The following is a 26,314-nucleotide window of genomic DNA, read 5'->3' as shown; positions in this document are numbered from 1 at the left end:
AGCGACCGCAGCGACCGCAGCCGGGCGCATTGCAACATGAAAAAGCGGCAAAGCCGCAACGGAGATGACAGTGACAGATGCAACAGGTGGACGGGAGTTCGCAGCCGCAGACCCCGCAACCAGGGCCATTCACGGCGCAGATCTCAAACGTGATGCGATCGGCGGGCTCGGGGCATTCGCCCAGGGGCTGGCCGCCGCCGCGCCGAGTGTGGCGCTGGCCATCGTGCCGGTCTCGCTTTTCATCATGGCGGGGAAGGGCGCGCTTTGGGCGGTTCTGATCGGCCTGGTGCTGGTGGCGCTGCTGGCGACCACGATCAGCTTTCAGGCGCGGCGCACGGTGACCTCTGGCTCGCTTGGCACCTATACCGGCAATGGGCTGGGGCCGGGCTTTGCCTTCCTCTCAGGCTGGAGCCTGCTGATCGGCTATATCGGTTTTGCGACGACCGGCGTGCTGGGTGGCGTGCTTTACGTCAATGCGGTGTTCGACGCGCTTGGCCTTGGGTCGGACAGCCAGTTCTTCCGGCTGGCGCTGGTGGCGGGCGTGGCCTTTGTCTCGCTGATCATCCCTTACCGGGGCCTGGCGCTGACCGCGAAATATGAGCTGATCTTCGAGATCATCGCCATTGCGACCATCCTTGTGGTGATCATTGCGGCCTATATCACCTATGGCTGGCAGATCGATTATGAGCAGTTCAGCCTTTCGCATCTGAACAACAGCCTGACCTTCTATGCCGCCGTGGTGGCGGTCGGATCCTATGCCGGGTTTGAAAGCGTGGCCGCGCTTGGGGCCGAGGTTCGCAATGCGCATAGAAATATCGCGCGCTCGCTGCTGGTTGTGGTGCTGATCCTGGGCGGGCTTTATGTCCTGACCACCTATCCGCAGATCCTGCATTTCAACGAGATCAACACCGATGCTGCCATCCTGCCCGCGCTGGCCGCACAGACAGGGGTCGGCTGGATCACCATCTTCCTTTCCGTCGCGGTCAGCCTGGCCTATATCGTTTTCGTCTCGGCGCTGGTCACCGCCTCGTCGCGCGGGCTGTTCACGCTGGCGCGTGAAGGAGCGCTGCCGAAGGTGCTGGCGCGGGTGCATCCGCAGTTCGGCACGCCTCATGTCGGTATTCTGCTGGTCGGGCTGATCACAGTAGTCTTTTCGGTGATCGCCACGCTCAGCTCGACCGGGCGGCTCGTGTTCGACATCTATATCGGCTATGTCGCAACCTATGGCTTCCTGATCAGCTATCTGCTGGTCGCCATCGCCACGCCGATCTGGCTGTACCGGATCAAAGCGGGCACCATCTGGCATTACCTGGTGTCCCTGGCGGCAACCCTTGGCTTTGGCTTTGTGGTCTTCAACAACTTCTTTTTTGTCGATGAATACCCGCTGAATCTTTTGCCCTGGTATTACCTTTTGCTGCTGGTGCCGGGCGCGCTTTGGTATCTCTGGCTGAGGCGCACACAGCCCGCGACTGCGGCGCGTATTGGCTCGATCCAGACCCTGTCACCCTCAGAGCAGGAACGCCTGACCAGCCTTGGCCTGCTGAAAGCCGCAGATGAGGCGCAATCCGCCACGTCCTGACCTCTGATGCAGACCGGGGCACGCCGGTCTGCGCCTTTGCCCTTTGACGCGGAGAGCCTCCGATGACGCAAAACAGCCCCCCCGATGGCTTTACCCAGGCGCAGCACGCGGCCTGGATTGATGCGGCCCGTGCGGTTGCCCGCAAGCTGCGCGATGGTATTGCGCTGCGAGACCGTCAGGCCGGGGTGCCAGAGTATGAGGTCGCCTTGCTGAAAGAGGCGGGGCTGCTTGGCATCTTTGTGCCGCAACACCTGGGCGGCGGGGGCGCATCCTGGAGCGTCGTGGCCGGGGTGATCCATGAGATCGCCCGCGCTGACAGCTCTGTCGCGCATATCCTTGCCTATCACTATTTCGGCGCCCGCGGCACGCCGCCCGGTGCGAATGGCAGTGCCGCAGACCGCCATGCTGCCGGGGTGGCGAAAGAGAACCTCTTTCATGGCACCCTGGCGCAGGCCGCCTATCCGCCGCTGGTCGAGGCCCGGCCGGATGGCAAGGGCGGCTATCTGCTGAATGGCGCGAAACCCTTTACCAGTGGCGCATCCGTTGGCGACCGGCTGCTGGTCTGGGCGCAGTTCTCGCAGGGGGCGCAATACCTGGGGCAGGACGTCTCGGGCCATCTGGTGACATTCTCGACCTCGATCCATGCGCCTGGCATCCGCTATGCGGGCGGCTGGGACACGCTGGGCCAGCGCCGCACGGCAAGTGGCACCCTGGTGATCGAAAACGCAGCGGTCAGTGAGGCGGATGTGATCCACCAGGGATACGGCGTCCTGGAAACCACGCCCGCCGCCAATCTTGACGTGCTGCTGATGTATTCGGCCTTTGCCAATATCTTCACCGGCCTTGCGCGTGGGGCTTTTGATGAGGCGCTGGCCTATGTGAAAACCAGCGCCCGCCCCTGGGTGGAAACCGATCTTGCGGCGGCCAGCGCGGATCCGCATTTGCAAGAGCGCTTCGGGCAGCTTTGGCCGAAGCTTCTGGCCGCCGAGGCCCTGACCCGCGAAACCAGCCGCCAGATTGACCACCTGCTGGCCCGGGGCGATGCCCTGACCTGGGAAGAGCGCGGCGCAGGCGCGGTGGCCGTCTCTGCCGCGCGGCTGCAGGCTGCCGGGGCGGCGCTTGAGATCTCGTCGAAGATCTTCGGGCTGACGGGTGCACGTTCGGCCAGCCTTGAAAGCGGGCTCGACAGGTTCTGGCGCAATGCACGCACGCTGACCCTGCATGATCCGCTGCATTACAAGGAACTTGAGATCGGACGCTGGCTTTTGACCGGCACCGCCCCGGTTCCCGGCTTCTATTCCTGATCCCGAGGCAAAGACCGCATATGACCCTGATCCCGAAACACCCCATGCCCGCCCATCAGTTGCCGCCCGGCTGGCAGCTAAGCCTTGTCCGCCCCGCAGATATCCCGGAGCTGATCGCCTTTCTGACCGCCACGCCGCGTCTTGCGGGCAAGAAATCCGGGGCCGCGCCGCGCGATATCGAAGAGCTGATCGCCTCTGCCATCCCCGGCGAGGCACAGATCCTGCGCGGGCCCGGCGGCAGCGTTGCGGCGCTTTCGCTCCTGCACAGCCAGCATGGTGATGCGCCTGAGATCCTCTCGACCCTGCTGACGCTGCCCGATCTTGTGCAGCCGCTGGCCGATCACCTGCTGGCCGCGCAGCTGGGCGCGTTTCAGCGCCATGGCGCGGCCCTGGGCCCGGCTGCGCATCTGCGGTTCATTCAGGGGGATCGGCAGCAACCTGTGGTGCAGGCGCTGCTGCGTCATGGCGCCAGGATCGAGACCCGTTTCTACCGCTTTCGCCGCAGCCTCGCCTTTGACGATGAAGGCGCGCTTGCGCGGGCTTTCGTGCCCGGCTACCGCCTGCTGTCCTGGGCCGAGGCGCTGGAAAGCGGGCTTTCCGAAGCCGTCCGCCAGCTGCAATATACCACCTTCAAAGAGCATTTCGGCAATATGTCGAAGACCGCCGCCGACTGGCCGCATTACATCGGCAATCCGGCTTTCGCGCCGGATTTCAGCTTTGCGCTGATCCATGAGGCCAGCGGTGCGGTCGCAGGCTATGCGCTGGCCTCGCTTTACACCGATGACAGCGGCCCCGCCCTCGAGACCCTGCCGCATATCGACTATATCGGCATCCGCCCTGATTTACGCGGGCAGGGGCTGGCAAAGCTGATCTTGCAGAAATTCTGGCTTGAGGCGCTGCTGCGCGGGCATCAGGCCGTGTCTTTGGGCAGCGATATCTTCAACCGGACGGGGGCGGTCTGGCTTTATCTGGGCCAGGGCTATGCGCCGGTCGAACATCTGGCCGCTTACCGTTTTGACCTCACCGATGCCGCAATCCTGCGCGCAGCCGCCTCTCAGGACCTTCAATGACCACGATCCCCACTCTGTCCGACCTCGATTTCCAGACCCTGCTGAACGATGTCTATCGCCCCGTTTTTGCTGAATTTGCCCAGGGCGCACAGCCGCGGGAAGACCACCGCCATCTGCTTTTCCCAGAGATCAGCCGGCTGCGCGGCCTTGGCTTTGGTGCCCTGAGGCTGCCAAAGGCCGAGGGCGGGGCAGGCCTTTCGCTGCCGCAGCTGTTCGACCTGCTGGCGGAGCTTGCGGCGGCGGATGCCAATCTGCCCCAGGCGCTGCGCAACCATTTCGCCTTTGTCGAACAGCATCTGAATGAGGCGCCGGGGCCAAACCGCGACAAATGGCTGACCCGGATCCGTGAGGGCGCGATTGCGGGCGGGGCCTGGACCGAACCCGGAGCCCAGGCGCTGAGCACTTTTGAAACCCTGCTGACGCCGGATGGCGCGGGCTGGCGGCTTAATGGCCGCAAGTTCTACGCCACCGGCAGCATCTATGCCGACTGGCTGGAAGTGGCCTGCCGCCAGGGCCAGGAAAACGTGATCGCGCGGGTCAGGAACGACAGCCCCGGCCTGACCCATCATGACGACTGGGATGGGTTTGGCCAGCAACTGACCGGGTCCGGCACCTCGGTCTATAAGAATGTGCCAGTCGCTGCAGAGGATGTGATCCCCTTCACCGGCCGTTTCAGCTATCAGCCGGTCTTTTATCAGCTGATCCTTCTCAGCGTGCTGGTCGGGATCACCGCCGCGGTGCTGCGCGATGCGGTGGCGCTGGTCAAAGCGCGGCCCCGCGCCTATCCGCAGGGGAATGCCGCGCGTGGCCAGGATGATGTGCAGATCCAGCAGATCATCGGTGAGATTGCGGCCCGGGCGACGGGTGCAAAGGCGGTATTCCTGGCCGCCGCAGCAAAGACCCAGCTGGCCTATGAGGCCAATATCAGCAGCGCGGATGAGACGACGCGCAACCGTCTGAAACTTGAGGCCGAGATCGCCACCTATGAGGCGCAGATCGTGATTGCCGAGGCCGCGCAGCTGGTCTCCACCCGGATTTTCGACGCGCTCGGATCATCCGCGACCTCGGTAAAGCTGCGGCTGGACCGGCACTGGCGCAATGCGCGCACGGTGATCTCGCATAACCCGCTGGCTTTCCGGTCGCGGATGGTGGGGGATTGGTATCTGAACGGCAACGCGCCTGATTTTACGCCGAAATATCTGCCGCAGGATCAGCCATCGGTGACGGACTGACCCCATTTGGGGGTGGCGCAGAACGGCCCGGCCCGAAGCCGTCGCAATGCCATCCCTGCAGGCAAGAAAGGCCGGGCGCATTGCCCGGCCTTTTGATCTTTCCATGCCTGCGCAGATCAGCTGGGGGTCAGCCCCATTTCATCTCGCCTTTGGCAACCTTTGAGCCGATCTGGATCGCCACCTCCATGCCCAGCCCAGGGAAGCGCTCTTTCATCGCGGCCTCAAGCGCAGCCCCGTCAGCGGCTTTCGGAAGCTCTTCGTCAAAGGCCTGCAGATAGGCTTTGGTATGGGTGACACCCGAGATATCGGTGGCGGCGTCAGCCTCGGCATGGCCTGCGACGACCACGGCGGGATTGCGGGCCGCGATACTGTCGAGCACTTTGACCCATTCGGCGCGGATTTCCGGGGTCTGGGTGTCTGCGGTCCAGACATGGACGCCGTTGAAGATCAGCACGCCACCGAACACCGCCTGCAGCGACGGCACCCAGAGGTAGCGGCGGTTTTCCATCGTATCGGGGGTGATGATTTCGATGGTTTCGCCGTCGACGGTGAGGGTGGGCTCGTCCCAGGCGGTCGCAAAAACCACATCGGCGCGGCTTTGCGGCCCGGCCTCGCCCAGCTGCGGGCCCCAGACCGCCAGCTTGCCGTCAACGCTGGCCTCGATCGCCTCGACGGTGGCGGTGGCGGCCAGAACGCGGGCCTCGGGGAAGGCCTCGACCACCGGGCGCAGGCTGAAGTAATAGTCGGGGTCGGACTGGCTGATGTAAATCGTGGTCAGCTTTTTGCCGGTGGCTTTGATCGACTCGGCCAGCGCCACACCATCGGGCAGGGTGAAGCCGCCGTCGATCAGCACGGCTTCGGTTGCGCCCTCGATCAGCACGGGGGCGCGGTAAAAGCCATTCGGGCCGGCGGGGAAATGGGTCCATTTCAGGGCCTGGCCTGCGGCGCGGGCGATACCCGACGGGGCCAGCGCAACCGCACCAAGGGCGAGAGTGGTTTTCATGATGTCTCTCCGGGTCAGCATTTCGGTTCTTCTTCTGTCAGGGGGTCAGGAAAGCCGCGTCCAGCGGCCGGTGAGGTTCAGGAAATTATGGTCGGGCTGGGTGATATTGGTGTGAACCCTGCCCGCGCCGAAATCCTGGACATGGGTCACGGTGGTCTTGTCGGCCTCGGCCCAGGTCACCATGAAAATGTCTGGCGCAAGGACCGTGGCGCTATAGCTCACCGCCTGGGCCTGGGCGAAATCCGGCGCGGCGGCGGGTTTGAACTGCATGGTCTTGCCGTCATCGTGAAAGCGCAGATGAAAGGCGAGGCCCCCGAAATCGGCCTCATAGATATGGCCGGGGGCGGGGTAGCTTTGGGCGGACATCTGTTTTCTCCGTAAAGGATCAGGCGGCGTGCAGGCGTGCGATCAGGCTGTCGGTATCGTCGAAAAGCGCGCTGGCATTCAGAAGCTGCTGGCGCTTGCCCCGGCCCGTCGCGTCAGAGGTGACGATCAGGGCCGGAACGCCATTCGCCCCATAGGCCGCCATCAGGCGGCGGCCCTGGGTCATCCGGTCGCGGCAGGCCTCTTGCAGGGCCTGATCCGGGCTTTCGACCCGGCGGGCGGCGGAATTATAGCCAAACCCGTCCAGCACCTGCGCCAATGCGGGCAGACTGGCATTGTTGCCGCCATCGACATAGCGCAGCTTTTGAATGGCGTGCAAAGCGGCCAGTTCCCGCGCAGTCTGTTCTTCGGCGGGGGCCGTCAGCCGCACGGCGGTCAGGGCCAGGGTCGCGGGGCCGGAATCGAACATTCCGCCCGCCTCCAGCACGTTGCGGCGATAGGCCTCGGTAAAGGGCTGGCCGGTCAGCCCGGCGATGCGCTGATCGTTCGACCAGGCATAGGCGGCGAAACCTGCATCCATCGGGCGGGCCCCGTCACCGGCGAACAGCCCGGTCGGCTGCAGGCTAAGCGAAAGGCCAGGATCGGCGGCGAGGCGGCTGAGCGCGGGCGCGGCCCCATAGCACCAGCCACAAAGCGGGTCGAGCAGGCAGGTGATTTGCGTGACCATGGTGATCTCCTTCGGGGCAGAAGATGGCATGTCGGCTTACATATGATAAGACAAACTATTCATACATATTGTATGCCAATGGCATACGGATGGGCGTCATGATGCGCCCTTGCCGTTCTGCCGTTCTGCAGCCCAGGCGGATGCGGGCAGGTTTTCCCGCACGGCCTGGCGGCTGTTTCACGCCTGATATGTGCTGGTTTTGCGCGAGGCCGGGGATGGCGTGGCCCGTCTGTATGGTCTGCGCGGCTCGGCCATTCGGGCCCTGCGGCGCTTTGTGGGGCGGCGCTGCGTTTGCACAGCGCGTGCAACCCGTCGGAATGTGACCTCCGCCTTGCTGCGGCGAAGGTCGTTTCAAAGATCAGAACGTGCGGGCCAGTTTCGCATCCACTGAATGCGCGTTGCCGCCACGGATCAGGAAGAAGAAGGCGACTGTTGCCCAAAGGACAGAATATTCAGCGCCCTGGAAGCCCTCCTGGAACACGACCCAGTGGAAATAGACGGTGTTCAGCAGCACGATCAGCGCCCCAAGCGATGCGAGGCGGGTGAACAGGCCCAGCACCAGCAGGATGCCGCCGAAGAACTCGATCGCCGAGACGCCAAGCGAGAAGAAAGAGGCGAATGGCAGGCCGCTGCCCGCGATCATCTCGGTCAGGCCAAAGGGGGATTGGATTTTCGGCCAGCCATGGCTGATCAAAAGCCCGCCCGCCACGACGCGCAGCAGGGTCTCGGCGAAATTATGCAGGCCAGCCCAGAGACCACCAAGGGCCGGGATCAAAAGGCGGTCGGAATTTCTGTGGTCAGACATGATGTCCTCATAAGGGTGAAAACGGTGCGGCAGGGATGCCGGACAGTTCAGAATGCAAGGGGGATGGCTAAGACGGAATCAAGGGGCGCTCCGGTCTGGCTGTCGACGATGTTTTGCAGCTATCAGGCCGGGACGAAAGGCTGTCTGAACGCGCCACCCGAATACGCTGGCCGAATACGCTGTCCGAATACGCCGGCCGGATGTGCTGGCCGGATGTGCCCCCAGATCAGGCCTCCCGATCTGGGCCCATATCACGCTTCCTGAAAGCACTGTCCGAACGGCCCCGGCCGCGCGTTCCGGGTCAGGCCTGGCTTTCCTTGCGGCGGTAATGCGGATCGTCCAGCCCGATCACCGGGATGAACCCCGGCAGCGCCCGGATCCGGTCGATCCAGGCCCGGATCGCGGGCCATGGCTCAAGCGGGATGTCCCCCATCGGGGCCAGCGCGACATAGGGAAAGACCGAGATATCGGCGATGGTCGGGCGGCCCAGCACCAGCCAGTCCTGGCCGCGCAGGGCGGTCTCAAGGATCTCAAGCGATTTCTGGCTGCGGATGCGGGCCTCGTTCAGGGTGACCTCTTCTTTCTGAAAGCCGACGCCGTTATAGGTGCCCCTGAATGAGACAATGGCGCGGGCGGTAAAGACGCCGTATTGGATCCAGCTGGCTGAGAAGGCGAGCCAGTCGATGACTTCGGCCTGCTCGCCTGTATCGCGGCCGCCCCAGCCCGGGGCGGCATAGGTTCCGGCAAGCCAGGTCAGGATCGCGGCGGAATCGCGGAAGGTGCGCTCACCATCCACCAGGACAGGCACCTCGCCACGCGGGTTGATGGCAAGAAAGTCCGGGCCGTGGTGCTCATTTCCGGGCAGGTCGACCTGATATTCCTCAAGCGTGATCCTTGCCAGCGCCGCGAAAAGCCGCACCTTATAGCTATTGCCGGATTCGAAATTTGTGTAGAGTTTCGGCATCTTGCCCCCCTGTTGTCACTTGATGGTCAGGCCGCGTTGCGAGGCCATGGTGAAGATGGCGGCCAGCACGATCACGGCCCCCTTGATCATGGTCTGGGCGAAATCCTGCACGCCCATCTGGTTCAGACCGTTGACCAGCACGGTGATGATCAGCACGCCCAGAAACGTCCGCCCGACGCCGCCAACGCCGCCCGACAACGCTGTGCCGCCGACCACAATCGCCGCCAGCGAATCCAGCAGCGCCGTCGAGCCAAGCGATGGCCCGCTGGAGCCCAGCTGCGAGGCGATCAACAGCCCCGCCAGCGCCGCCGTCACGCCTGAGGCGACAAAGGCCAGGATCTTCACCCGCCTGAGCCCGATGCCAGACAGGCGCACCACCCGCTCATTCCCGCCGATCGCGTAGATATAAAGGCCGAAGCGCGTGCGGTTGGTAACCAGCGCCACCAAAGCCAGCGCGATCAGCCCGATCACCGCAGAGTTTTGCACCCCCGGAATCCACTGCCCGATAGACAGCGACAGCACCCCCGGCGCGTCGAAATAGATCGAGCGCCCGCCGATTACCGTCAGCCCCAGCCCGGCGAAGAAGGAAAGCGTGCCAAGGGTGGCGATAAACGAGGGCACCTTGCCGAAGGTAAAGATCAGCCCATTGACCAGCCCCGCCAGCGCGCCCACCAGGATCACCACAAGGATGATCAGCGCGGGATCGCTGATCCCGTAATTCACCGCCCTGGACAGGATCGCGGCTGTCAGCAGGATGATCGAGCCGACCGAGAGATCAATGCTGCCCATTAGGATCACCAGCGTCGCGCCAAGCGCCACCAGCAAAAGGATCCCGGCCTGGCCGCTCATGATCAAAAGATTGGCCGGGCTGAGAAAGGACTCTGCCCGCAGCGCGAAAAACAGGATCAGGGCTGCCAGAACGGCGATGGGCAAAAGATCACCGGGGCGCAGCTGTTGCAGCCAGGGGCGGGCAGATGGCAGGCTAAGGCTTTGTTCAGACATGGATATTTCCTGAAATACGGGCCAGATCCGAAAGCGGCGCCTGCGGGTCATCTGACGGGATGGGATGGGCTGGCGTGAAGGCGGACGTGGACGGAAGGATGGCTATCTGATCTGCCGCAACATTCGCCGCATCCTCGGGGGCACCTGCGGGCGTGCCTGCCGGGATCATATCGGCGACGATCTCGGCCTCTTCGGGTTTTGCCTCGGGCGGGGTGGCGATTTCGCGGGTGATCCGGCCCTCGACCATCACAAGGATACGGTCGGAAAGGCCGATCAGCTCTGGCAGGTCATCGCTGACGATCAGCACCGCGATGCCATCGGTGGCGGCCTGACGAATGGTGCGGTAGATCGCCTCGCGCGCGCCGCTGTCAACGCCCTGGGTGGGGTTTTCCAGCACCAGCACCTGGGGCGCGCGTTCCAGCCATTTGGCCAGCAGCACCTTTTGCTGATTGCCGCCCGACAGCGCCAGGACAGGGCTGTCGATCCCATCGGGGGCCTTCACCTCCAGCGCCCGGAACCGCTGTTCGGCGGCTTTGCGGGCCGGGGTCTCGCGCCAGAACCCCAGCCGCGTCGCAAACAGATCCCGCAGCGAGGGCAGCTGGAAATTCGCAACCAGGCTGGCACTGGTGATCAGCCCCTCGGCCTGGCGGTCACCCGGCACAAAGGCGATGCCCGCGCCAACCGCCGCGACGCTGCCCTTGCCGATGCTTTGGCCATTGACCAGCGTTTCGCCCTGATCGGGTTCGATGTCACCCCCCAGAACCTGCGCCACCCGCCGCTTTCCCGAGCCATCGGTGCCGGCGATGCCGACCACCTCGCCGGGGCGGATCGTGAAGCCCAGCGGGCCGACGCCAGAGGCCAGCCGCAGATCGCGCAGCTCAAGCCGGGGGGGCGCCGCCGCGCCGCCTTTGTCCTGGCCGCCCCTTTGCAAGTCGCCAAGGTAGTAATTCGCACCGCGCTCGCGTCCGACCATCAGCCGGTGCAGATCAGGCTCGGTCAGGCCCGCGACGGGCTGGTCGGTGACCAGATGGCCGTCTTTCAGCACCAGGACACGGTCGCAGCTGCGCAGCACCTCGCCCAGACGGTGCGAGACGAACACAACCCCGGCTCGGCCGCGCAGCCGATCCAGCAGATGCAGGAAATTCTCTTCATGGCTTTGATCCAGCGCGGTGGTCGGCTCGTCAAACAGGATCACCGGATCCTGGATCTGCAGCCGATCGGCCAGCGCCACGGCCCTTGCGATATCAAGGCTTTGGCGCAGACCGGGGGGCAGAGCGCCCACCCGTTTCGTCACCGGAACCGAGGCCAGATTGCCCGAGGCCAACACGCCCCGCGCGGCCTCCTGCATCGCGCGTTGGTCCAGAAGGCCTGCGGCATTGCGAAAGAGGCTCTCCCAGCCGAACCAAAGGTTCTGCGCCACCGTCAGATTGCCGATCAGCGCCGGATCCTGGAACACCCGGAAGATGCCGCGCGTATTGGCCTCGCGGTAGCTGCGCGGCGCGATGACGGTGCCATTCCTGCGGATCTCTCCGCCGTCTTTGGGAACGACTCCGGAGAGGATGTTGAGAAGCGTGCTTTTCCCCGCACCATTCTCGCCCAGAAGGCCGATGATCTCGCCGCGTTTCAGCGACAGCGAGACATCGCTGAGGACCTGGTGGCCGTCATAGCTTTTGGCGATGCCGGTCAGCTTCAGCAAGGGGGTTGCGGGGGCCATCTGGTCAGCCCGCCAGCGGCGATTTGTCGAGCAGTTTGATCTTATAGTGATCTTTGAACTGCTGGACGATGCGCTCATAAGAGCCGTCTTCGCGGCCCTTCACATAGGCCTCGGGATAGGTATAGCCCTCGGGTTTGGGCTGGTTGATCCATTGCTCGTCAATATCGCTGGGGATCAGCTCATATTGCGGATCCCAGTCTTCGGGGCTTTTCACCCGCGAGATTTTGGTGGCATCGAAATGGGTTTCCACCGGGGCGTCGATATAGCGGGCGATATAGGCGTCGATATTCGCCTGGGTCAGGATCTCGGCGCGGAAGGTCAGGGCGCGTTCCAGCGGCTCGGGCGTCCAGCCGTTCAGCCGGTCGTAAAGGTTTGCGGCCAGGGTATAGCCGATAAACGAGGGGTTGTTCGCCGCCGAGGCCAGCTGGGTGCCCTCTTTGATGCGGCGTGCGCCATCCAGCGTGCCATTGGTGCCCACGACCAGGATGTCCTTGCCCGGCACCTTGCCGATTGCCCGGATCGCCGCAATCACCCCGGTCGCGGTATCGTCGTTTTGCGCGATGATGCCGCGGGTGTCGGGGAAGCGTGACAGCAGGGCAGCGGCGGCCTTTTGCGACTGCTCTGGCGTCCAGTCGCCGGGCAGCTCGCCTGCGAAGGTGATGCCCGGGTATTCCGCGATGACCTTATCGGCGCCCGCGCTGCGCACCACATCCGAGCTGTCATTCAAAAGCCCGCCGACGCGCACGATGGTGCCCTCGCCGCCAAGCGCCTCAATCAGCACGCGGGTCAGCTGGCCAAGGCCCTCGAACTCATTGGGCTGGATATGCAGGCTGTAATATTCGCTGGCATCCCAGGGCGTGAACCAGGGCGCATTGCCCCAGACATGCGACAGCCAGACCTTGTTTTCCTCGGCCACCCGCGCCAGCCCCCGGATCGAGCCGCCATCGACCGCCTCCAGCGAGATGCCGCCAAAGCCGCGCCCGATCTGCTGGTTCAGCCCATTGACCTGGATCGAGGGATCGGCCTGGCCGTCAAAGCTTTCGCCTTCGATGCCCAGCTGTTTTGCGGCGGCGTTGAAGGCCTCGGCGATCTGCACCGAAAGGGTGGCTGCATAGCTGAAGGGGGTGAACCCGATCCGCTGCGCGGTCTGGGCCCGAAGCGCGCCTGCCCCCAGAACCGGCAAAAGCGCCGCCGCGCCCCCGGCCTGCAAAAGCGCACGTCTGGAAAGCCCGCCGGAGGCGGGGCGTGAAATTCTGGTCATCATTTTACCTTTGGTTTGAGGGTCTTTGGGAAAGGGGCCTCAGTGATCGGCCCCGGTTTCAAGCGGCAGATCGGGGTCCGCCGTCCATTCGGTCAGCGATCCGTCATAGACCGCAACATCATCACGCCCCAGCGTGGCCAAAGCCAGCGCCTCGACCGAGGCGGCGATGCCGCTGCCGCAATAGGTGATGGTGCGTTTTGCCGGATCCAGCGCGCCGACGCGGGAGAAATGCGCCCGCAGATCGTCGGGCGATTTCAGCTTGCCGGTGGCGGTGTCGAAGAGATCCTCATACCAGACATTGCGGCTGTTCGGGATATGACCGGGGCGTGCGAAAGTGCTGCGCCCGCCGGCATGGGTGACCGGATCGACCGTGTTCAGCAGCACGACATCCTCGCGGGTGATCGCGTCGCGGACCTGGTCTTTGTCGGCGATCAGCTCTGGGCGGCGGCGGGCGGTGAACTGCGCCGGGGGGTAATGGGTCTCGCCCGAGTCCACCGGCCGCCCCTCGCGCCGCCATTGCGCAAGGCCGCCGTCCAGCACCGCGACATTGCCAAAGCCTTCAAGCCGCAGCTGCCACCACAACCGCCCCGCCCAATGCTGGTAAAAGGCATCCGGATTGCGGGTCGGGTCGAACTGGTCATAGACCACGACGATGCTGTCATCCCCGACCCCAAGCGCCCCGATCCTTTCGGCAAAGTCCTGGGATGGCAGCACGGTGAAGGCATGTTTCGCCTGCTGATCGGTCAGCTCCAGCAAGAGATCGGCGAAGGCCGCGCCGCTGATATGCTCTTCGACATAGGCGTCGCGGCCCGAAGACAGCGTATAATAGCCGTCCTGGCCATCTTCGGGAAAGGCCAGCAGGGTGGTCGCGTCGAAGATCCGCAGCTGCGGATCGCCCAGACGGGCCTCTAGCCAGTCACCATCGACAAGGGGGGGTATGCTTGCCATTTTCGCTCCTGATTGTCCGGTGGCGGCGGGGTTTTGCCGCGCTGACCGGATCCCTGGGCGCATGGTTCATTTTCATAACAAGACTTGTCAACAAGGCGGATGAAGATAGAAAGAACCCCTGTTTCCGCAGGGCCGGATTTGGAAGAAAATAGCCAGAAACGGGCGCAGAAACAGAACAGATAGTCAGCTTTACTTCGTCCAACCGCTATGGAATCATGGCGGCATCCGGTTGCAGGGGCGGCCCTGGGGCATTTATAACCGATATTGTTGAGAAGGGCGTTTCGGCCGATGCATATTTCCGCGAGGACCGATTACGCTTTGCGCGCGATGATCGAACTGGCCGCCCATGGCGAAGAGCCGCTGAAATGCGAGACCATTGCCCGGGCGCAGGCGATGCCGCTTAATTTCCTGGTCAATATCCTGAATGAACTGAAGCGGGCAGGGCTGGTTCACAGCCAGCGCGGCACCGAGGGCGGCTATTGGCTGGCACGCCCGGCCCGCACCATCTCGGTCGGGGAGATCATCCGCGCGATTGAGGGCGAGATTGCACTGGTGCGCGGCACCCCGCCGCAATCGGTTGATTACAACGCGCGCAGCCGACCGCTGCAGGATGTCTGGATCGCCTTTCGCGCCGCGATCCGTGAGGTGCTGGATGCAACCAGCCTGGCCAGCCTGGCCGAGGGCGACCTGCCGGATGTGGTGCGCCGCCTGAGCGCGGGGCCGCACCACTGGCAATCGTGATGCGCGCCCCAAGGTGTGCCCAGACATGGCCCCCCAGATGTGGCCCCCAGACACAGCCCCTCAGACACGGCGCCTCAGACACGGCCCCTCAGACGGTCCCGCAGATGCGCCGGCCAGACAGGCCCGGTATCGGCTCAGCGCCCGGCCAGATGGCTGGCGGCCAGGGCAAGACCTTCACGGCTGATCGTATGACCAAGCCCGGGCAGCAGTTTCAGCTCTGCCTGCGCCCCGGCGGCCTGCAAACGGTCCAGGGCCTGGGCGGAGTCCTGGGCCGGAATAACGCTGTCGGCCTCGCCATGCACCAGCAGAACCCGGGTTTGCGGCGCGGGTGACAGCGGGTCGGGCGTGGCCAGCCGCCCCGAGAAGCCGACAATCGCGCCGGGCTGCCAGCGCCCCGAGGCCAGCGCGTCCAGCGCCATGATCGTGCCCTGCGAAAAGCCAAGGAAAGCGACCTTCTGCGGCTGATCTGTCAGGCCGTGGCGGGCGATCAGATCCCCGATCACCTGGTCAAAACCGGGCCGGGCGGCCTGGATCCGGGCAGCGCGGTTGGCCTGGGTGACACCTGCCACGGAAAACCACTGCCGCCCTGGCCCGCCCATATCAAAGGGCAGCGGCGCATCGGGGGCCTCGAAGGCGGCACCGGGAAGTGAGGGCTGCAAAAGAGGCGCAAGCCCCGCCAGATCAGCGCCGCGACTGCCGACGCCATGCAACATGATCACCAGAGAGACAGACATTGGATTTCCTTTCATGCCGGGGTCACGCCCGGCTCAGGCCGTTTTCCGCAGCGCGACTGCCGCGCAGCTGGGGCGCAGCGGGCGCACGACCGGGGCCGCTTTTCAGCTGCGGTCAGTGGAAGATGAAGCTGCGCATCGACACCGAGGCGATGTCGATGGAATTGTTCATAAAGGTCAGCTGGTCCTTTGCATCGGCCAGGCCGGCGATGGTCAGGGCGGGCAGATAGTGGTCCGGCGTCGGCTGGGCCATGCGGAACAGGTTGCCCATGCCCTGACGATCAGCCAGAGGGGCAAGATCGCGGGCCTCCAGCTGGCTGGCGAAGAAGGTGTCGAATTCTTCGGCCCAGTCATAGGGTTTGCCGCCCCACCGCATGGCGCGCAGATTGTGCACGACATTGCCCGACCCCAGGATCAGCACGCCTTTCCTGCGCAGATCAGCCAGGTCCTTGCCGATATTCAGATGCCAGTCGAGGTCTTTCGACATATCGATCGACAGCTGGAAAACCGGGACATCGGCCTCAGGATACAGCCGGGCCAGCACCGACCAGGCGCCGTGATCCAGCCCCCAGGTGTCATCGCCCTCGGCATGGTGGCTGGCCAGCAGGCTGACCACCTCTTTTGCCAGCGCCGGATCGCCATGGGCGGGGTATTGCGTGGCATGCAGCTCAGGCGGGAAGCCGTAGAAATCATGGATGGTGCGCGGCACATTCGAGACATCAACCAGCGTCGTGCCATTGGTCATCCAATGGGCCGAGACCACAAGAATGGCCTGCGGGCGCGGCAAAGCCTTGCCCAAAGCCTCCCATGAGCGGGAATATTCATTGTCCTCGATGGCATTCATTGGCGAGCCATGGCCCAGAAAGACCAGGGGCATGCGGTCAGAGGCTTTCAGACGCTCTTTCAGCTGGGCAAGGGCCTGTGCGGTATTCATTTTCGCTCTCCCATTCGGGGGAAGCGGCGGGATCCGAAGTGGTTCCGGCCGCCTTCCGTGTTGAGGGGAATATCGCGCCACCCGATTAAGAATGAAATGGTGTTGTTGTTGTATCTGTATCCATGATTTATTCGCAATCAGCCACCCGCAGCCGGGATCAGGCCCAGACCTGCTGCGGATCGGGCAGGGGGATCGCGTCCAGCAGTTCGCGCGTATAGGCGGCGCGGGGGGCTGCAAAGAGGGCCGCCGTCTCGGATTCCTCAACGATTTCGCCCTGATAGAGCACCATGATCCGCGAGCACAGCCGCCGGATCACGCTGAGATCATGGCTGATAAAGGCCAGCGTCAGCCCCAGATCTTTGACCAGCCGCTCCAGCAGGTTCAGCACCTGCGCCTGGCTTGAGACATCAAGGCCAGAAACGATCTCATCGGCCAGGATGAAATCGGGGCGCAGGGCGATGGCGCGGGCGATTCCAACCCGCTGACGCTGACCGCCTGACATCTCATGCGGATAGCGGCTGGCCATTTCCTGGGGAAAGCCGACCAGATCCAGCGCCTCGGCCACCCGGGCCCGCACATCCTGAACGCCATGCAGATGCAAGGGTGCTGCGATCAGCTGGCCGACCCGGTGGCGCGGGTTCAGGGATGACATCGGATCCTGAAAGATCATCTGGAACCGTCGCCGCAGCGGGCGCAGGGCCGCGTCATCCAGATGCGTGATGTCCTGGCCGTCAAACAGCACCCGGCCCCCCGTCGGCTGCAAAAGCCGCACCAGGCAGCGCCCCAGCGTCGACTTCCCCGAGCCCGAGCCGCCGACAATCCCAAGGATCTCGCCCCTGCGGATGCTGAAATCCAGGCCCTTCAGGATCTCGTTTCGCGGCGCCGGGCCCCAAAGCGGTTTGCGGTTCAGATCGGGCAGCGACAGGCGCAGGCCCTCGGCGCGGTAAAGATCTTCAGACATGGGCCTGCCTTTGGTCAAAAGCCTCAATTTCGCCGCGCACCCCGGCGATGACACTGTCGGGAACCGGGGTCAGGCTGGCCCCGGGATCGGTGTATTTCGGCGTCGCCGCCAGCAGCGCCCGCGAATAGGGATGGCGCGGCCCGGCGAAGAAACTGTCGATGTCATTATCCTCAACGACCATGCCGCCATAAAGCACGGAAAGCCGGTTGCAGACCTTTGACACCACGCCCAGATCATGGGTGACAAACAGGATCGCGGTGCCGTGGCGGGCCTGCATGTCTTTGATAAGTTTCAGGATCTGCTTTTGCACCGTCACATCCAGCGCGGTGGTCGGCTCGTCCGCGACGATCAGCTTCGGCTCTGCCGCAAAGGCCGAGGCGATCAGGATCCGCTGGCGCATCCCGCCCGAGAGCTCATGCGGATAAGCGCGCATCACCCGCGCCGGATCCTCGATCCTGACCTCATGCAGCAGCTCTTCGGCGCGGGTCACCGCCCGCGCCCGTTCCCACCCCAGGATGTCAACCAGCCGGTCGGTGATCTGCGGCGCGATCCGGCGTGAGGGGTTCAGCGCCGTCAGCGGATCCTGCGGGATCAGCGCACAGCTCTGCCCGATCCGGTGGCGGCGATCACGGGCGGAAAGGCGCTGCAGATCCTGGCCATCAAGCCAGATCTCACCCCCGGTCAGCTCTACAGCTTTGGGCAGGATGCCCAGCACCGCCTTGCCGATCATCGACTTTCCGGCCCCGCTTTCGCCCACCAGGCCCCGCACCTCTCCGGGCGCCAGCGCCAGTGAAACCGAACGCAAAAGCGGATGGTTCTGGCGCATGATCCGCGCCGAAAGGCCCTTCAGCTCAAGATAATTCATCGCAGCCCCCTCACCGCAACACCGGGTCATAGCGGTCCTTCAGCCCCTCACCCAGCTGAGAGAAGGCCAGCACGGTCAGGAACAGCGCGATCAGCGGGAAAACCAGCACCCACCAGGCCTGATGGATTGAGACCCGGCCCTCGGAAATCATCCCGCCCCAGGTCGCATCATCGGTGGGGATCGACAGGTTCACGAAACTCAGGATCGCCTCGATGATCACCGCAATCCCCATCTCCAGCGTCAGCAAAACGACGATGGTCGGCAGGACATTGGGCAGGATCTCGGTCAGCATGGTCGAGATGCGCCCGCGCCCCGCCACCCTGGCCGAGGCGACATAATCCATCGCCCCCTGGCCCATCGCCTCGGCCCGGATCACCCGCGCGAAACGGGTCCAGTCGATGATGACGATGGCGATGATGATCGAGATCAGCCCCGGCCCCATCACCGCAATCAGCAGGATGGAAAACAGAACCGGCGGAAAGGCCATCCAGATGTCGATAAAGCGTGAGATGACGGTATCGACCCAGCCGCGCATATAGCCCGCCATCAGCCCAAGCCCCGCGCCCAGCACGCAGGTCGCAGCCCCCGCAACCAGCGCCACTGTCAGCGCAATCCTTGCGCCATAGATCAGCCGGCTTAAAACATCGCGGCCCAGGCTGTCAGTGCCCAGCCAATAGCCAGGCTCGGCCCCCGCCACCCAGAAGGGCGGCATCCGGCCCAGAAACAGATCCTGCGCCAGCGGGTCATGCGGCGCGATCAGTGGCGCAAAAAGCGCCGCCAGCGCCACCAGCCCCAGCCAGAAAGCCGACAGCCACAGCCGCGCCCCGGCCTGGCGCCTAACCATCATTCGCGCATCAGCCATGGCGCAGCCTCGGGTTCAGAACGGCATAAAGCAGATCGACGACCAGGTTCACCCCGGTGAAGATCAGCGCGAAAAGGATCACGATCCCCTGGATCAGCGGCAGATCGCGGTTGGTCACCGCCTCAATGGCCATATTGCCAAGCCCCTCATAGGAAAACAGCCGCTCGATGATCACCGTGCCACCGATCAGAAAGGTGAACTGCACCCCCACCAGCGTCAGCGTCGGCAGGATCGCATTGCGCAAAGCCTCACGCAGGATCACATGCGTCTCGCCATAGCCGCGGGTGCGCGCCAGCGTGACGTAATCCAGATGCATGGTCTCTTTCAGGCTTTGCTTCAGAAGCTGCCCGATGATCGCCGACAAAGGGATCGCCAGCGCCAGCGCAGGCAGGAACATATGGCTGACGATATCGGCCCAAAGATCAAAGCGCAGCCGGATCAGGCTTTCAAACAGATAGAAATTCGTGGTGAAAGGCAGCTCCAGCGAGGGCGTCACCCGCCCCGAGATATGAAACACCGGCCAAAGAACCCCAAACCCCAGGATCAGCAAAAGCCCCCACAGGAAATCGGGCACCGACAGCGCCATACCATTGGCCACATCAATCGCGGCTTCGGTCTTTGTCTCGCGCCGCCGCGTCCCCCAAAGCGCCATCGCGCCACCCATCACGCAGGCCATAACCAGCGCCATGACCGACAGCTCCAGCGTCGCAGGCAGCCGCCCCAGCACCATCCCCGTCACGGGCTGCCTCGCGGTGATCGAGGTGCCAAAATCGCCCTGCACCACGCCGCCCAGCCAGATAAAAAACTGCTGCGGGATCGACTTGTCGAACCCATAAAGCGCGTTCAGCCGCGCAATATCCGCCTCTGTCGCGCCCGGGGGCAGCATCATGGCGATCGGATTGCCCGGCACGACCCGGATGACGACAAAGACCACCACCGCCACGCCCAAAAGCGTGATCAGCGTGGTCAACAGCCGCCCCATTACTGTTCTCAGATGCTGCATGACCATCCAGAAAGCGCCAGTCCCCTGGCCCTTTCATCTGTCCTTAAATATCCTGCGGGGGGTCCGGGGGGCGCAAAGCCCCCCGGGTCGGTCACTCTCAGCCGCGCTTCATCAGATGCGGCAGCAAGGCACCAGAGGCATGCGGCGTCACCACAACCCCCTTCGCCGAGAGGATCGGCTGCACATATTGCAACAGCGGAATCACCAGCGCATCCTCGGCGATGAACCGATCGACGGCCTTCCAGCCCTCGATCCGCTTCGCCTCATCCTTTTCGCCCCAAAGCGGGTTGATCATGTCTATCAGATCCTGCCCGTCCCAGACCGAATGCGGGCTGGGGCCAAACATCGCAAAACCCGTCCCCGTGGTCGGATCCCCAACCGAGTTGCCCCAGTTGTAGAACGCCGCCGGGGCCAGCTGATCTGCGGCCCGCAGCTCATAATGTTTGGCGATCTCATAAACCTCGATCTCGGCCTCGATGCCGACGCGGCGCCAGAGCCCGACAATCGCCTGGATCATCTCATAATCCTTGGGCTTGAAGCCCCGCGTCGTCTGGATTTTGAACTTCACCGGGTTGTCGGTCGAATAGCCCGAGGCCGCCAGCAGCGCGACCGCCTTTTCCGGGTCGTAGGGCACGGTGATTGACGCATCATAGGCCACATATTCCGGCGTCTCCAGCGTGTCGATCTTCACGCCGTACCCCGACAGCAACCGATCAATGATCGCCTGTTTGTCAATCGCATGCGCCGCCGCCTTGCGCACATTCGGATCCAGCATCACATCGATATCATTGAGGAAAATCATCCCGATATCCGAGATGGGCGCAGCCACCCCATTCATCGACCCTTTCAGGCGGTCATATTCCTCATAGGGCATCTCAAGGGTGACATGGCTGTTGCCGGATTCGATTTCCGCCACCCGCGCCGCCGCATCGGTTACGAATTTGATCGTCACCGTTTTGAACTCGGGCGCGCCGCCCCAATAGGCCTCATTCGCCTTCAGCCGCACATAGGCGTTGCGCTCGAATTTCTCGACCATATAGGGGCCGGTGCCAATCGGCGCGGCCTCAAAACCCTCAGGCCCCACCTTTTCATAATAGGCTTTCGGCAGCACATAGCCGGTCAGGAAATACATCCATTTGAAGATGGTGGGGTCGAATTGCTTCACATCGGCGATGACGCGATTGCCCTCGACCCGGTGGTTTTCCAGCGTGCCCCAGACGAACTGGATCGGGCTGCCGGTCGCCGGATCGGCCACACGCGCCAGGCTCCAGGCGATATCCTCGGGCGTCAGATCCGAGCCGTCATGCCATTTGACGCCCTCGCGCACCACCAGCCAGATCTGGCTGTAATCCTCATTCCAGCCCCATTCGGTCACCAGCCCCGGCGCGGGCGTCAGATCGGGCTGTTGCAGGATGAACTGGTCAAAGACCGACTGATAGATGCCCTGGATCGTCGGGTTCACCGCGCTTGGGCCGGTGGTCGGGTCCCAGCTGGGCAGAGTGACGTTATAGGCGATCACCAGCTCGTCGATCTGCGCCAGCGCGGGCAGGCTGAACGCCCCCAATGTGACACTGGCCGCCGAGAGCTGCAGCAAGGCTCTGCGATTGAGTTTCATATCATTCCCTGTCGTTGTCTTGTGGATGGGTCGGTTTTTCCGCCCGCTCCGGTCTGATGCCGGATTATGCGCGCGCGGCCGTAGGGTCTTATTTGAAGGAGGGTCTTATTTTGCCAGCCTCCTTGCCAGGAGATAGCCTGGCCCCGCGCCTGTGCCCGCGCCCGGCCAGACGGCCGCCCCGGTCAGATGCAGGTTTTTCAGCGCGGTCGAGCCGTCAGAATGGCCCCGCGCCGGGCGGAACATAAAGTTTTGCGAGATGTGATGGCTGCCGCAAACCTGATCACCGCCGACCAGATTGGGGTTCTCAGCCTCAAGATCCAGGGGTGAGACGACGTGTTTCTCCAGGATCTTTGCCCGCGTGCCGGGAGCATAGCGCTCAAGAATATCCAGCGCCCGCTCGGCCATCGGCGCGGTGGCCTCATCCCAGGTTTTCGCCGTGATCTGGCCCGCCGCATCGCCTTTGATCTGGCCCGGCACCATACGCACCTGCACCCAAAGGACATGCTTGCCCTGAGGCGCCCGCGAGGGGTCAACGGTTGTCGGCTGACCCACGACAAGGATCGGCTCATCCGGCAACAGGCCGGCCTGGGCCTGCTGATAGACCCGCGCCTGCTGGTCCAGGCTGGGGGCAAGATGGATATAGGCGAATTCCTGCAGCGCCGCGCCCGCCGCCCAGTCGGGCAGGCTGTCCATCGCCAGGTGGATCATCATCGTGCCCGGCGCATAGGCGTAATCGCGCATCGCCTGGTCAAAGCGCGACTCTGTCGGCCCGGTCATCCGCAGCAGGGCCTGGGGCGCAACACCGGCAATCACCGCTTTTTTCGCTGCAATGCGGCGACCATCTGCCAGCTCGATCCCGCTGGCCTTGCCGTTTTCATGCAGGATTTTGGCGACACTGGCATTGCATTCGACGCGCCCGCCGCGTGCCTCAATCGCTTTGACCATGGCCCGGATGATGGTGTCTGCGCCGCCCTGGCCCAGCGTCATCCCCAGGTTTTGTGCAACCATTCCCTCAAGATAGGGGAAAATGCCGCCGCCCGCGACATCGGGCGCGTAATCCAGATGCAGCCCCCAGGCCCCCAAAAGCGCCTGCATCTTCTCTGAGCGGAAGCTGCGCGTCAGAAAGCGGCGCGGCGTCTGGGCCATGAACTGCGCGATATCCAGGCTGCCGCCGATTTTGTTGCGGCGCAGCATTTTAAACATGAAACATGCAATCGCATTAAATTTCATCGGGATCGAAAGCAGACCGCCTATCGCTTCGGCAGTTTGCGGAAAACTGTCATTCAGGCGCGACCAGGTCTCGGCATCGGCGGGATCCTCGGCGCGGATGCGGGCCAGGGTTTCCGCGCGGTCGGTGGTAACCCCCAGCCAGGAGCCATCGGGAAAGGCCGAGGCAAAGGGCTTACTGACAGGCGTAAAGGCGCAGCCATGCTGCGCCAGTTCTGCCGAATAGTCCTTATAAAACGCTGATCCGGCGAAGAGGTTCAGGTTCATCGCCGCCCAGTCATGGCGAAAGCCGGGCAGGGTATACTCCCCGGTTTTCACCGCGCCGCCGGGGGTTGGGGCGGCCTCAAAAAGGCCGGTTTTCCAGCCCTTTGCCGCGAGGTGCAGGGCGCAGGCCAGGGTATTGTGGCCGGCCCCGATCAGAACCACGTCATAGCTGTCTGACATATTTCTTACCCCCGCTTTTTAAGATATATTTGCAAACGCATTTATTTCTGTCTAGCGTGATTCTCACAGACGCAGAGAAAAGCGTCATGACATCCGGGCCCCTCTGTTGTCGGGCGCAAAGGATGCCAGACACCAATCGAAGACCAACAGGTCAGACAGGGAGAAACGATATGACCGCAGCCAATGCGCTGATGCAGCTTGCCGGATTGCTGGCCTCGGGCGGGATCAGGGTGGTTGACCTGACCGCGACGCTGGGGCCGGAAACGCCGCTTTTGAAACTGCCGCCGGAACTGGCGAAAGACACGCCGCCGATCAAAATCCATAAGATCTGCGAATATGACGAGAATGGCCCCTTCTGGGCCTGGAACTGGCTGGAGCTGGGCGAGCATTCGGGCACCCATTTCGACGTGCCCCATCACTGGATCACCGGGCGCGAAAACCCCGAAGGCTATACCGACACCATCGATGTTCAGCGTCTGATTGCCCCGGTGAATGTGCTGGATTTCAGCGCCGAATGCGCCGCTGACCCGGATTTCCTGCTGACCGTCGCGCATATCGAGGCATGGGAGGCCAAACATGGCGCGATTCAGGCTGGCGAATGGGTGGTGCTGCGCTCTGACTGGGATCGCTTTAACCATGATGAGGCGCAGTTCCTGAACGCCAATGAGACCGGCCCCCATACCCCCGGCCCGACCGCCGAGGCGATCCAGTTCCTGGTCGACAAGGGCATCGTTGGCTGGGGCAGCCAGTGCATCGGCACTGACGCGGGCTGCGCAGGCGGTATGAGCCCACCTTTCCCGGCGCATAACCTCTTGCATGCCAACAACCGCTTTGGTCTCGCCTCGCTGGTGAACCTGGATAAATTGCCGCCCAAAGGCGCGGTGCTGATTGCCGCGCCTTTGAAAATCAAAAATGGCACCGGCTCGCCGATGCGTGCGCTGGCGCTTGTTGCAGAAAGTTGAGTGAAAATGGCCGCTGTTGACCATATTATCATTGGATCCGGGATTAACGGGCTGGTTGCGGCCAGTCTGCTGGCGCTGAAGGGCCGCAAGGTTCTGGTGCTGGAGCGCGAAGAGGTGGCAGGCGGCTGTCTGCGCACCAATGAGCTGCATCCCGGCTTTGTCCATGACCCAATGGCGACCACTTTCGTTCTGTTTATGACCAGTGCGGCGGGGGCGGCGCTTGGGCCGCACCTCGCCAAACATGGCTTTGAATATTGCAACACCCCGCATCCGACCGCTGTTTTGCGCAAGGATGGCCGCTCGCTGGTGCTGTCAACCAACCGGGCGGAAAACGTCGCGGCGCTGAATGCCGCGGCCCCCGGCGATGGGGATGCTTTCGCGGCCGAGGTGGATCGTCTGGCGGCGGATGCGCCTTTCATGTTTGCGATCCTGGGCCAGCCGCTCTGGTCCTGGGCCACGCTGAAAACCCTGTTGAAAGAGACCCGCAAGCGGGGCCTGCGCGGGATTGCGGGCTGGATGGGCCAGCAGCTGGATCCGATGCGCGGCTGGGTTGAGACCACGTTCAAATCCGAAGAAGCCCGCACGCTTTTCGCCCCCTGGGCGCTGCATTGCGGGCTGACGGTCGAGAATGCCTATTCCGGCGCGATGGGCCGGGTGATCGCCTTCGCGCTTGAAGGCGCAGGCGCGCCGATCTCAAAAGGCGGTGCGGGGCAGGCGGCGAAGGCCTTCGTCTCGCTGATAGAGGCCAATGGCGGCCAGGTGCGCTGCAGCGCCGATGTCGATGAAATCACGGTGGAAAATGGCCGCGTGACGGGCGTGCGGCTGAAGGGCGGTGAACATATCGCCTCGAAATCGGTGCTGGCCTCGGTCGCGCCGGGGCAGCTTTACAACCGGCTTTTGAAAGATGTGAGCCTGCCCGAGGAAAAGGCCGCGCTGAAGCGCTTCCGCCATGGGCGTGGCGATTTCCAGCTGCATTTCGCGCTGGACGGAGTGCCGGAATGGAAAACGCCGGGGCTGGAACAGGTGGCGCTGATCCATCTGGCGGACAGCGTCGATGCGGTCTCAAAATCGTCAAACGAGGCCGAGCGCGGCATGCTGCCGGTCACACCGACGATCTGCGTGGGCCAGCCCTCGCGTCTTGATCCAACCCGCTGCCCTCAGGGCAAATCGGTGATCTGGATGCAGATCCCCGACGTGCCCACAGTGATCAAAGGCGATGCCGCAGGCGAGATCGAGGCCCGCGACTGGGACGCCGCGAAAGAGGCCTTCGCCGACCGCCTGCAGGCCATTCTTTCCAGCCATATCAAAGATTTCGACAAGATGGTTCTGGCACGCCGCGCCTATAGCCCCAAAGACCTGGAGGCGATGAACGTCAACCTGGTCGGCGGCGATCCCTATGGCGGTTCCTGCGCGGTCGATCAGTTCTTCATCTGGCGGCCCTTCTACAATTCGACGAATGGCACCGGCCCGGTGCGCGGGCTGATCCATATCGGCGCCTCAACCCATCCGGGGCCGGGGCTTGGCGGCGGCTCGGGCTATAATGCGGCGAAAAGGCTGGGCGCATGAGCAGCGAGACCCCCAGCCCGGCGCAGCGGCTGGGGCAGATCGGTCTTTCCGCCTTTCCGCCCTATCTGATGAACCGCCTGATGAGCCAGTATAACGGCATCCTGCGCGGTGAGATGGCCGATATGGGCCTGACCACCGCCAAGATGCGGGCGCTTGGGGTGCTTTCCGTGATGGATGGCCCCCTGATCCGCGAGCTGGCAGAGCTGGCGGTGACCGAACAATCAACCCTGTCCCGGGCGCTGGATCAGCTGCAGGCCGAGGGGCTGGTCCGGCGTGAGACTGACGCCAATGACAGCCGCGCCACCCGCGTCTTTTCCACCGATCAGGGCCGCGCCGCATTCGAGAGGATCTGGCCGCATATGGCGCTGGCCACCGAGCGGATGTTTCGCGGCATTTCCGACGAAGAGCGGCATGCTTTCGTCGGCACCCTTCAGAAAATGCTAGCCAATATATGCAAGCAAGAGGTTTGA

Annotated in this window: 25 protein-coding genes; 8 read left to right on the top strand and 17 right to left on the bottom strand. The window is 63.5% G+C overall.

What is annotated here, in order from left to right:
- Positions 1-70: 70 nt before the first annotated feature.
- The 4 genes from HOY34_RS06555 (at position 71) to HOY34_RS06540 (ending at position 5,185) form a co-directional block, all read left to right on the top strand.
- Positions 71-1,579: an APC family permease gene (locus HOY34_RS06555; protein ID WP_216654665.1), complete on the top strand. Its 1,509-nt coding sequence runs from the start codon at positions 71-73 to the stop codon at positions 1,577-1,579.
- 62 nt (positions 1,580-1,641) lie between these two features.
- A complete protein-coding gene (locus HOY34_RS06550) occupies positions 1,642-2,883 on the top strand; it encodes an acyl-CoA dehydrogenase family protein (protein WP_172361050.1) in 1,242 nt (413 codons plus the stop codon).
- A gap of 20 nt (positions 2,884-2,903) precedes the next feature.
- A complete protein-coding gene (locus HOY34_RS06545) occupies positions 2,904-3,953 on the top strand; it encodes a GNAT family N-acetyltransferase (protein ID WP_172361048.1) in 1,050 nt (349 codons plus the stop codon).
- On the top strand, positions 3,950-5,185 hold the full coding sequence (locus tag HOY34_RS06540) for an acyl-CoA dehydrogenase family protein (protein WP_172361046.1): 1,236 nt from the start codon (positions 3,950-3,952) through the stop codon (positions 5,183-5,185). Before HOY34_RS06545 ends, HOY34_RS06540 begins: the two co-directional genes overlap by 4 nt.
- A 127-nt stretch (positions 5,186-5,312) precedes the next feature.
- Here HOY34_RS06540 and HOY34_RS06535 read toward each other — a convergent pair whose 3' ends face one another.
- The 9 genes from HOY34_RS06535 to HOY34_RS06495 form a co-directional block, all read right to left on the bottom strand.
- Positions 5,313-6,188: an MBL fold metallo-hydrolase gene (locus HOY34_RS06535; RefSeq protein ID WP_216654664.1), complete on the bottom strand. Its 876-nt coding sequence runs from the start codon at positions 6,186-6,188 to the stop codon at positions 5,313-5,315.
- Positions 6,189-6,233: 45 nt separating this feature from the next.
- Complete coding sequence (locus tag HOY34_RS06530) at positions 6,234-6,554, bottom strand: MoaF-related domain-containing protein (protein WP_172361042.1); 321 nt, start codon at positions 6,552-6,554, stop codon at positions 6,234-6,236.
- Positions 6,555-6,573: 19 nt separating this feature from the next.
- On the bottom strand, positions 6,574-7,239 hold the full coding sequence (locus tag HOY34_RS06525) for a DsbA family protein (RefSeq protein ID WP_172361040.1): 666 nt from the start codon (positions 7,237-7,239) through the stop codon (positions 6,574-6,576).
- Positions 7,240-7,597: 358 nt separating this feature from the next.
- Entirely contained in the window at positions 7,598-8,044 is a 447-nt protein-coding gene (locus HOY34_RS06520; protein WP_172361038.1) for a DoxX family protein, read from the bottom strand.
- A gap of 301 nt (positions 8,045-8,345) precedes the next feature.
- Positions 8,346-9,008 carry a glutathione S-transferase family protein gene (locus HOY34_RS06515; RefSeq protein ID WP_172361036.1) on the bottom strand — a complete coding sequence of 221 codons (663 nt, stop codon included), beginning with the start codon at positions 9,006-9,008 and terminating at the stop codon, positions 8,346-8,348.
- A 15-nt stretch (positions 9,009-9,023) separates the two neighbouring features.
- The gene (locus HOY34_RS06510) at positions 9,024-10,010 is read right to left on the bottom strand and encodes an ABC transporter permease (protein WP_172361034.1); all 987 of its coding nucleotides are present in this window, start codon (positions 10,008-10,010) and stop codon (positions 9,024-9,026) included.
- Positions 10,003-11,724 carry a sugar ABC transporter ATP-binding protein gene (locus tag HOY34_RS06505; protein ID WP_172361032.1) on the bottom strand — a complete coding sequence of 574 codons (1,722 nt, stop codon included), beginning with the start codon at positions 11,722-11,724 and terminating at the stop codon, positions 10,003-10,005. The genes HOY34_RS06510 and HOY34_RS06505 overlap by 8 nt, the downstream gene beginning before the upstream one ends.
- Before the next feature lie 4 nt (positions 11,725-11,728).
- Entirely contained in the window at positions 11,729-12,985 is a 1,257-nt protein-coding gene (locus HOY34_RS06500) for a sugar ABC transporter substrate-binding protein (RefSeq protein WP_172361030.1), read from the bottom strand.
- Positions 12,986-13,024: 39 nt separating this feature from the next.
- Positions 13,025-13,933 carry a sulfurtransferase gene (locus HOY34_RS06495; protein ID WP_172361028.1) on the bottom strand — a complete coding sequence of 303 codons (909 nt, stop codon included), beginning with the start codon at positions 13,931-13,933 and terminating at the stop codon, positions 13,025-13,027.
- Positions 13,934-14,221: 288 nt separating this feature from the next.
- On the opposite strand from HOY34_RS06495, the gene HOY34_RS06490 reads away from it, so the two are divergent.
- On the top strand, positions 14,222-14,674 hold the full coding sequence (locus tag HOY34_RS06490; protein WP_172361026.1) for an RrF2 family transcriptional regulator: 453 nt from the start codon (positions 14,222-14,224) through the stop codon (positions 14,672-14,674).
- Between the two features lie 134 nt (positions 14,675-14,808).
- Here the strand turns inward: HOY34_RS06490 and HOY34_RS06485 are convergent, their stop codons facing one another.
- From HOY34_RS06485 to HOY34_RS06450, 8 genes are all read right to left on the bottom strand, one after another.
- Complete coding sequence (locus HOY34_RS06485) at positions 14,809-15,408, bottom strand: alpha/beta hydrolase (protein ID WP_172361024.1); 600 nt, start codon at positions 15,406-15,408, stop codon at positions 14,809-14,811.
- A 112-nt stretch (positions 15,409-15,520) separates the two neighbouring features.
- Positions 15,521-16,339, bottom strand: a complete 819-nt coding sequence (gene ygiD, locus HOY34_RS06480) for a 4,5-DOPA-extradiol-dioxygenase (RefSeq protein ID WP_172361022.1) — start codon at positions 16,337-16,339, stop codon at positions 15,521-15,523.
- Positions 16,340-16,496: 157 nt separating this feature from the next.
- Positions 16,497-17,300: an ATP-binding cassette domain-containing protein gene (locus tag HOY34_RS06475; protein ID WP_172361020.1), complete on the bottom strand. Its 804-nt coding sequence runs from the start codon at positions 17,298-17,300 to the stop codon at positions 16,497-16,499.
- Entirely contained in the window at positions 17,293-18,165 is an 873-nt protein-coding gene (locus tag HOY34_RS06470; RefSeq protein ID WP_172361018.1) for an ABC transporter ATP-binding protein, read from the bottom strand. The genes HOY34_RS06475 and HOY34_RS06470 overlap by 8 nt, the downstream gene beginning before the upstream one ends.
- 10 nt (positions 18,166-18,175) lie before the next feature.
- Positions 18,176-19,012: an ABC transporter permease gene (locus tag HOY34_RS06465; RefSeq protein ID WP_253944248.1), complete on the bottom strand. Its 837-nt coding sequence runs from the start codon at positions 19,010-19,012 to the stop codon at positions 18,176-18,178.
- 7 nt (positions 19,013-19,019) lie between these two features.
- Positions 19,020-20,009: an ABC transporter permease gene (locus HOY34_RS06460; RefSeq protein ID WP_216654663.1), complete on the bottom strand. Its 990-nt coding sequence runs from the start codon at positions 20,007-20,009 to the stop codon at positions 19,020-19,022.
- A gap of 118 nt (positions 20,010-20,127) precedes the next feature.
- Entirely contained in the window at positions 20,128-21,645 is a 1,518-nt protein-coding gene (locus HOY34_RS06455) for an ABC transporter substrate-binding protein (RefSeq protein ID WP_172361012.1), read from the bottom strand.
- A gap of 105 nt (positions 21,646-21,750) precedes the next feature.
- Positions 21,751-23,316 (bottom strand): phytoene desaturase family protein, encoded by a 1,566-nt coding sequence (locus tag HOY34_RS06450; protein ID WP_172361010.1) that lies wholly within the window; start codon positions 23,314-23,316, stop codon positions 21,751-21,753.
- 170 nt (positions 23,317-23,486) lie between these two features.
- On the opposite strand from HOY34_RS06450, the gene HOY34_RS06445 reads away from it, so the two are divergent.
- Genes HOY34_RS06445 through HOY34_RS06435 form a run of 3 tightly spaced genes read left to right on the top strand, consistent with a single transcriptional unit; the run spans position 23,487 to position 26,314 of the window.
- Complete coding sequence (locus HOY34_RS06445) at positions 23,487-24,278, top strand: cyclase family protein (RefSeq protein WP_172361008.1); 792 nt, start codon at positions 23,487-23,489, stop codon at positions 24,276-24,278.
- 6 nt (positions 24,279-24,284) lie between these two features.
- Positions 24,285-25,844 carry a phytoene desaturase family protein gene (locus HOY34_RS06440; protein WP_172361180.1) on the top strand — a complete coding sequence of 520 codons (1,560 nt, stop codon included), beginning with the start codon at positions 24,285-24,287 and terminating at the stop codon, positions 25,842-25,844.
- Complete coding sequence (locus HOY34_RS06435) at positions 25,841-26,314, top strand: MarR family winged helix-turn-helix transcriptional regulator (protein WP_172361006.1); 474 nt, start codon at positions 25,841-25,843, stop codon at positions 26,312-26,314. The genes HOY34_RS06440 and HOY34_RS06435 overlap by 4 nt, the downstream gene beginning before the upstream one ends.

It is taken from the genome of Pseudogemmobacter hezensis, assembly GCF_013155295.1.
Taxonomy (GTDB): Bacteria; Pseudomonadota; Alphaproteobacteria; order Rhodobacterales; family Rhodobacteraceae; genus Pseudogemmobacter; species Pseudogemmobacter hezensis.
This window is presented reverse-complemented; position numbering and strand designations above follow the sequence as displayed.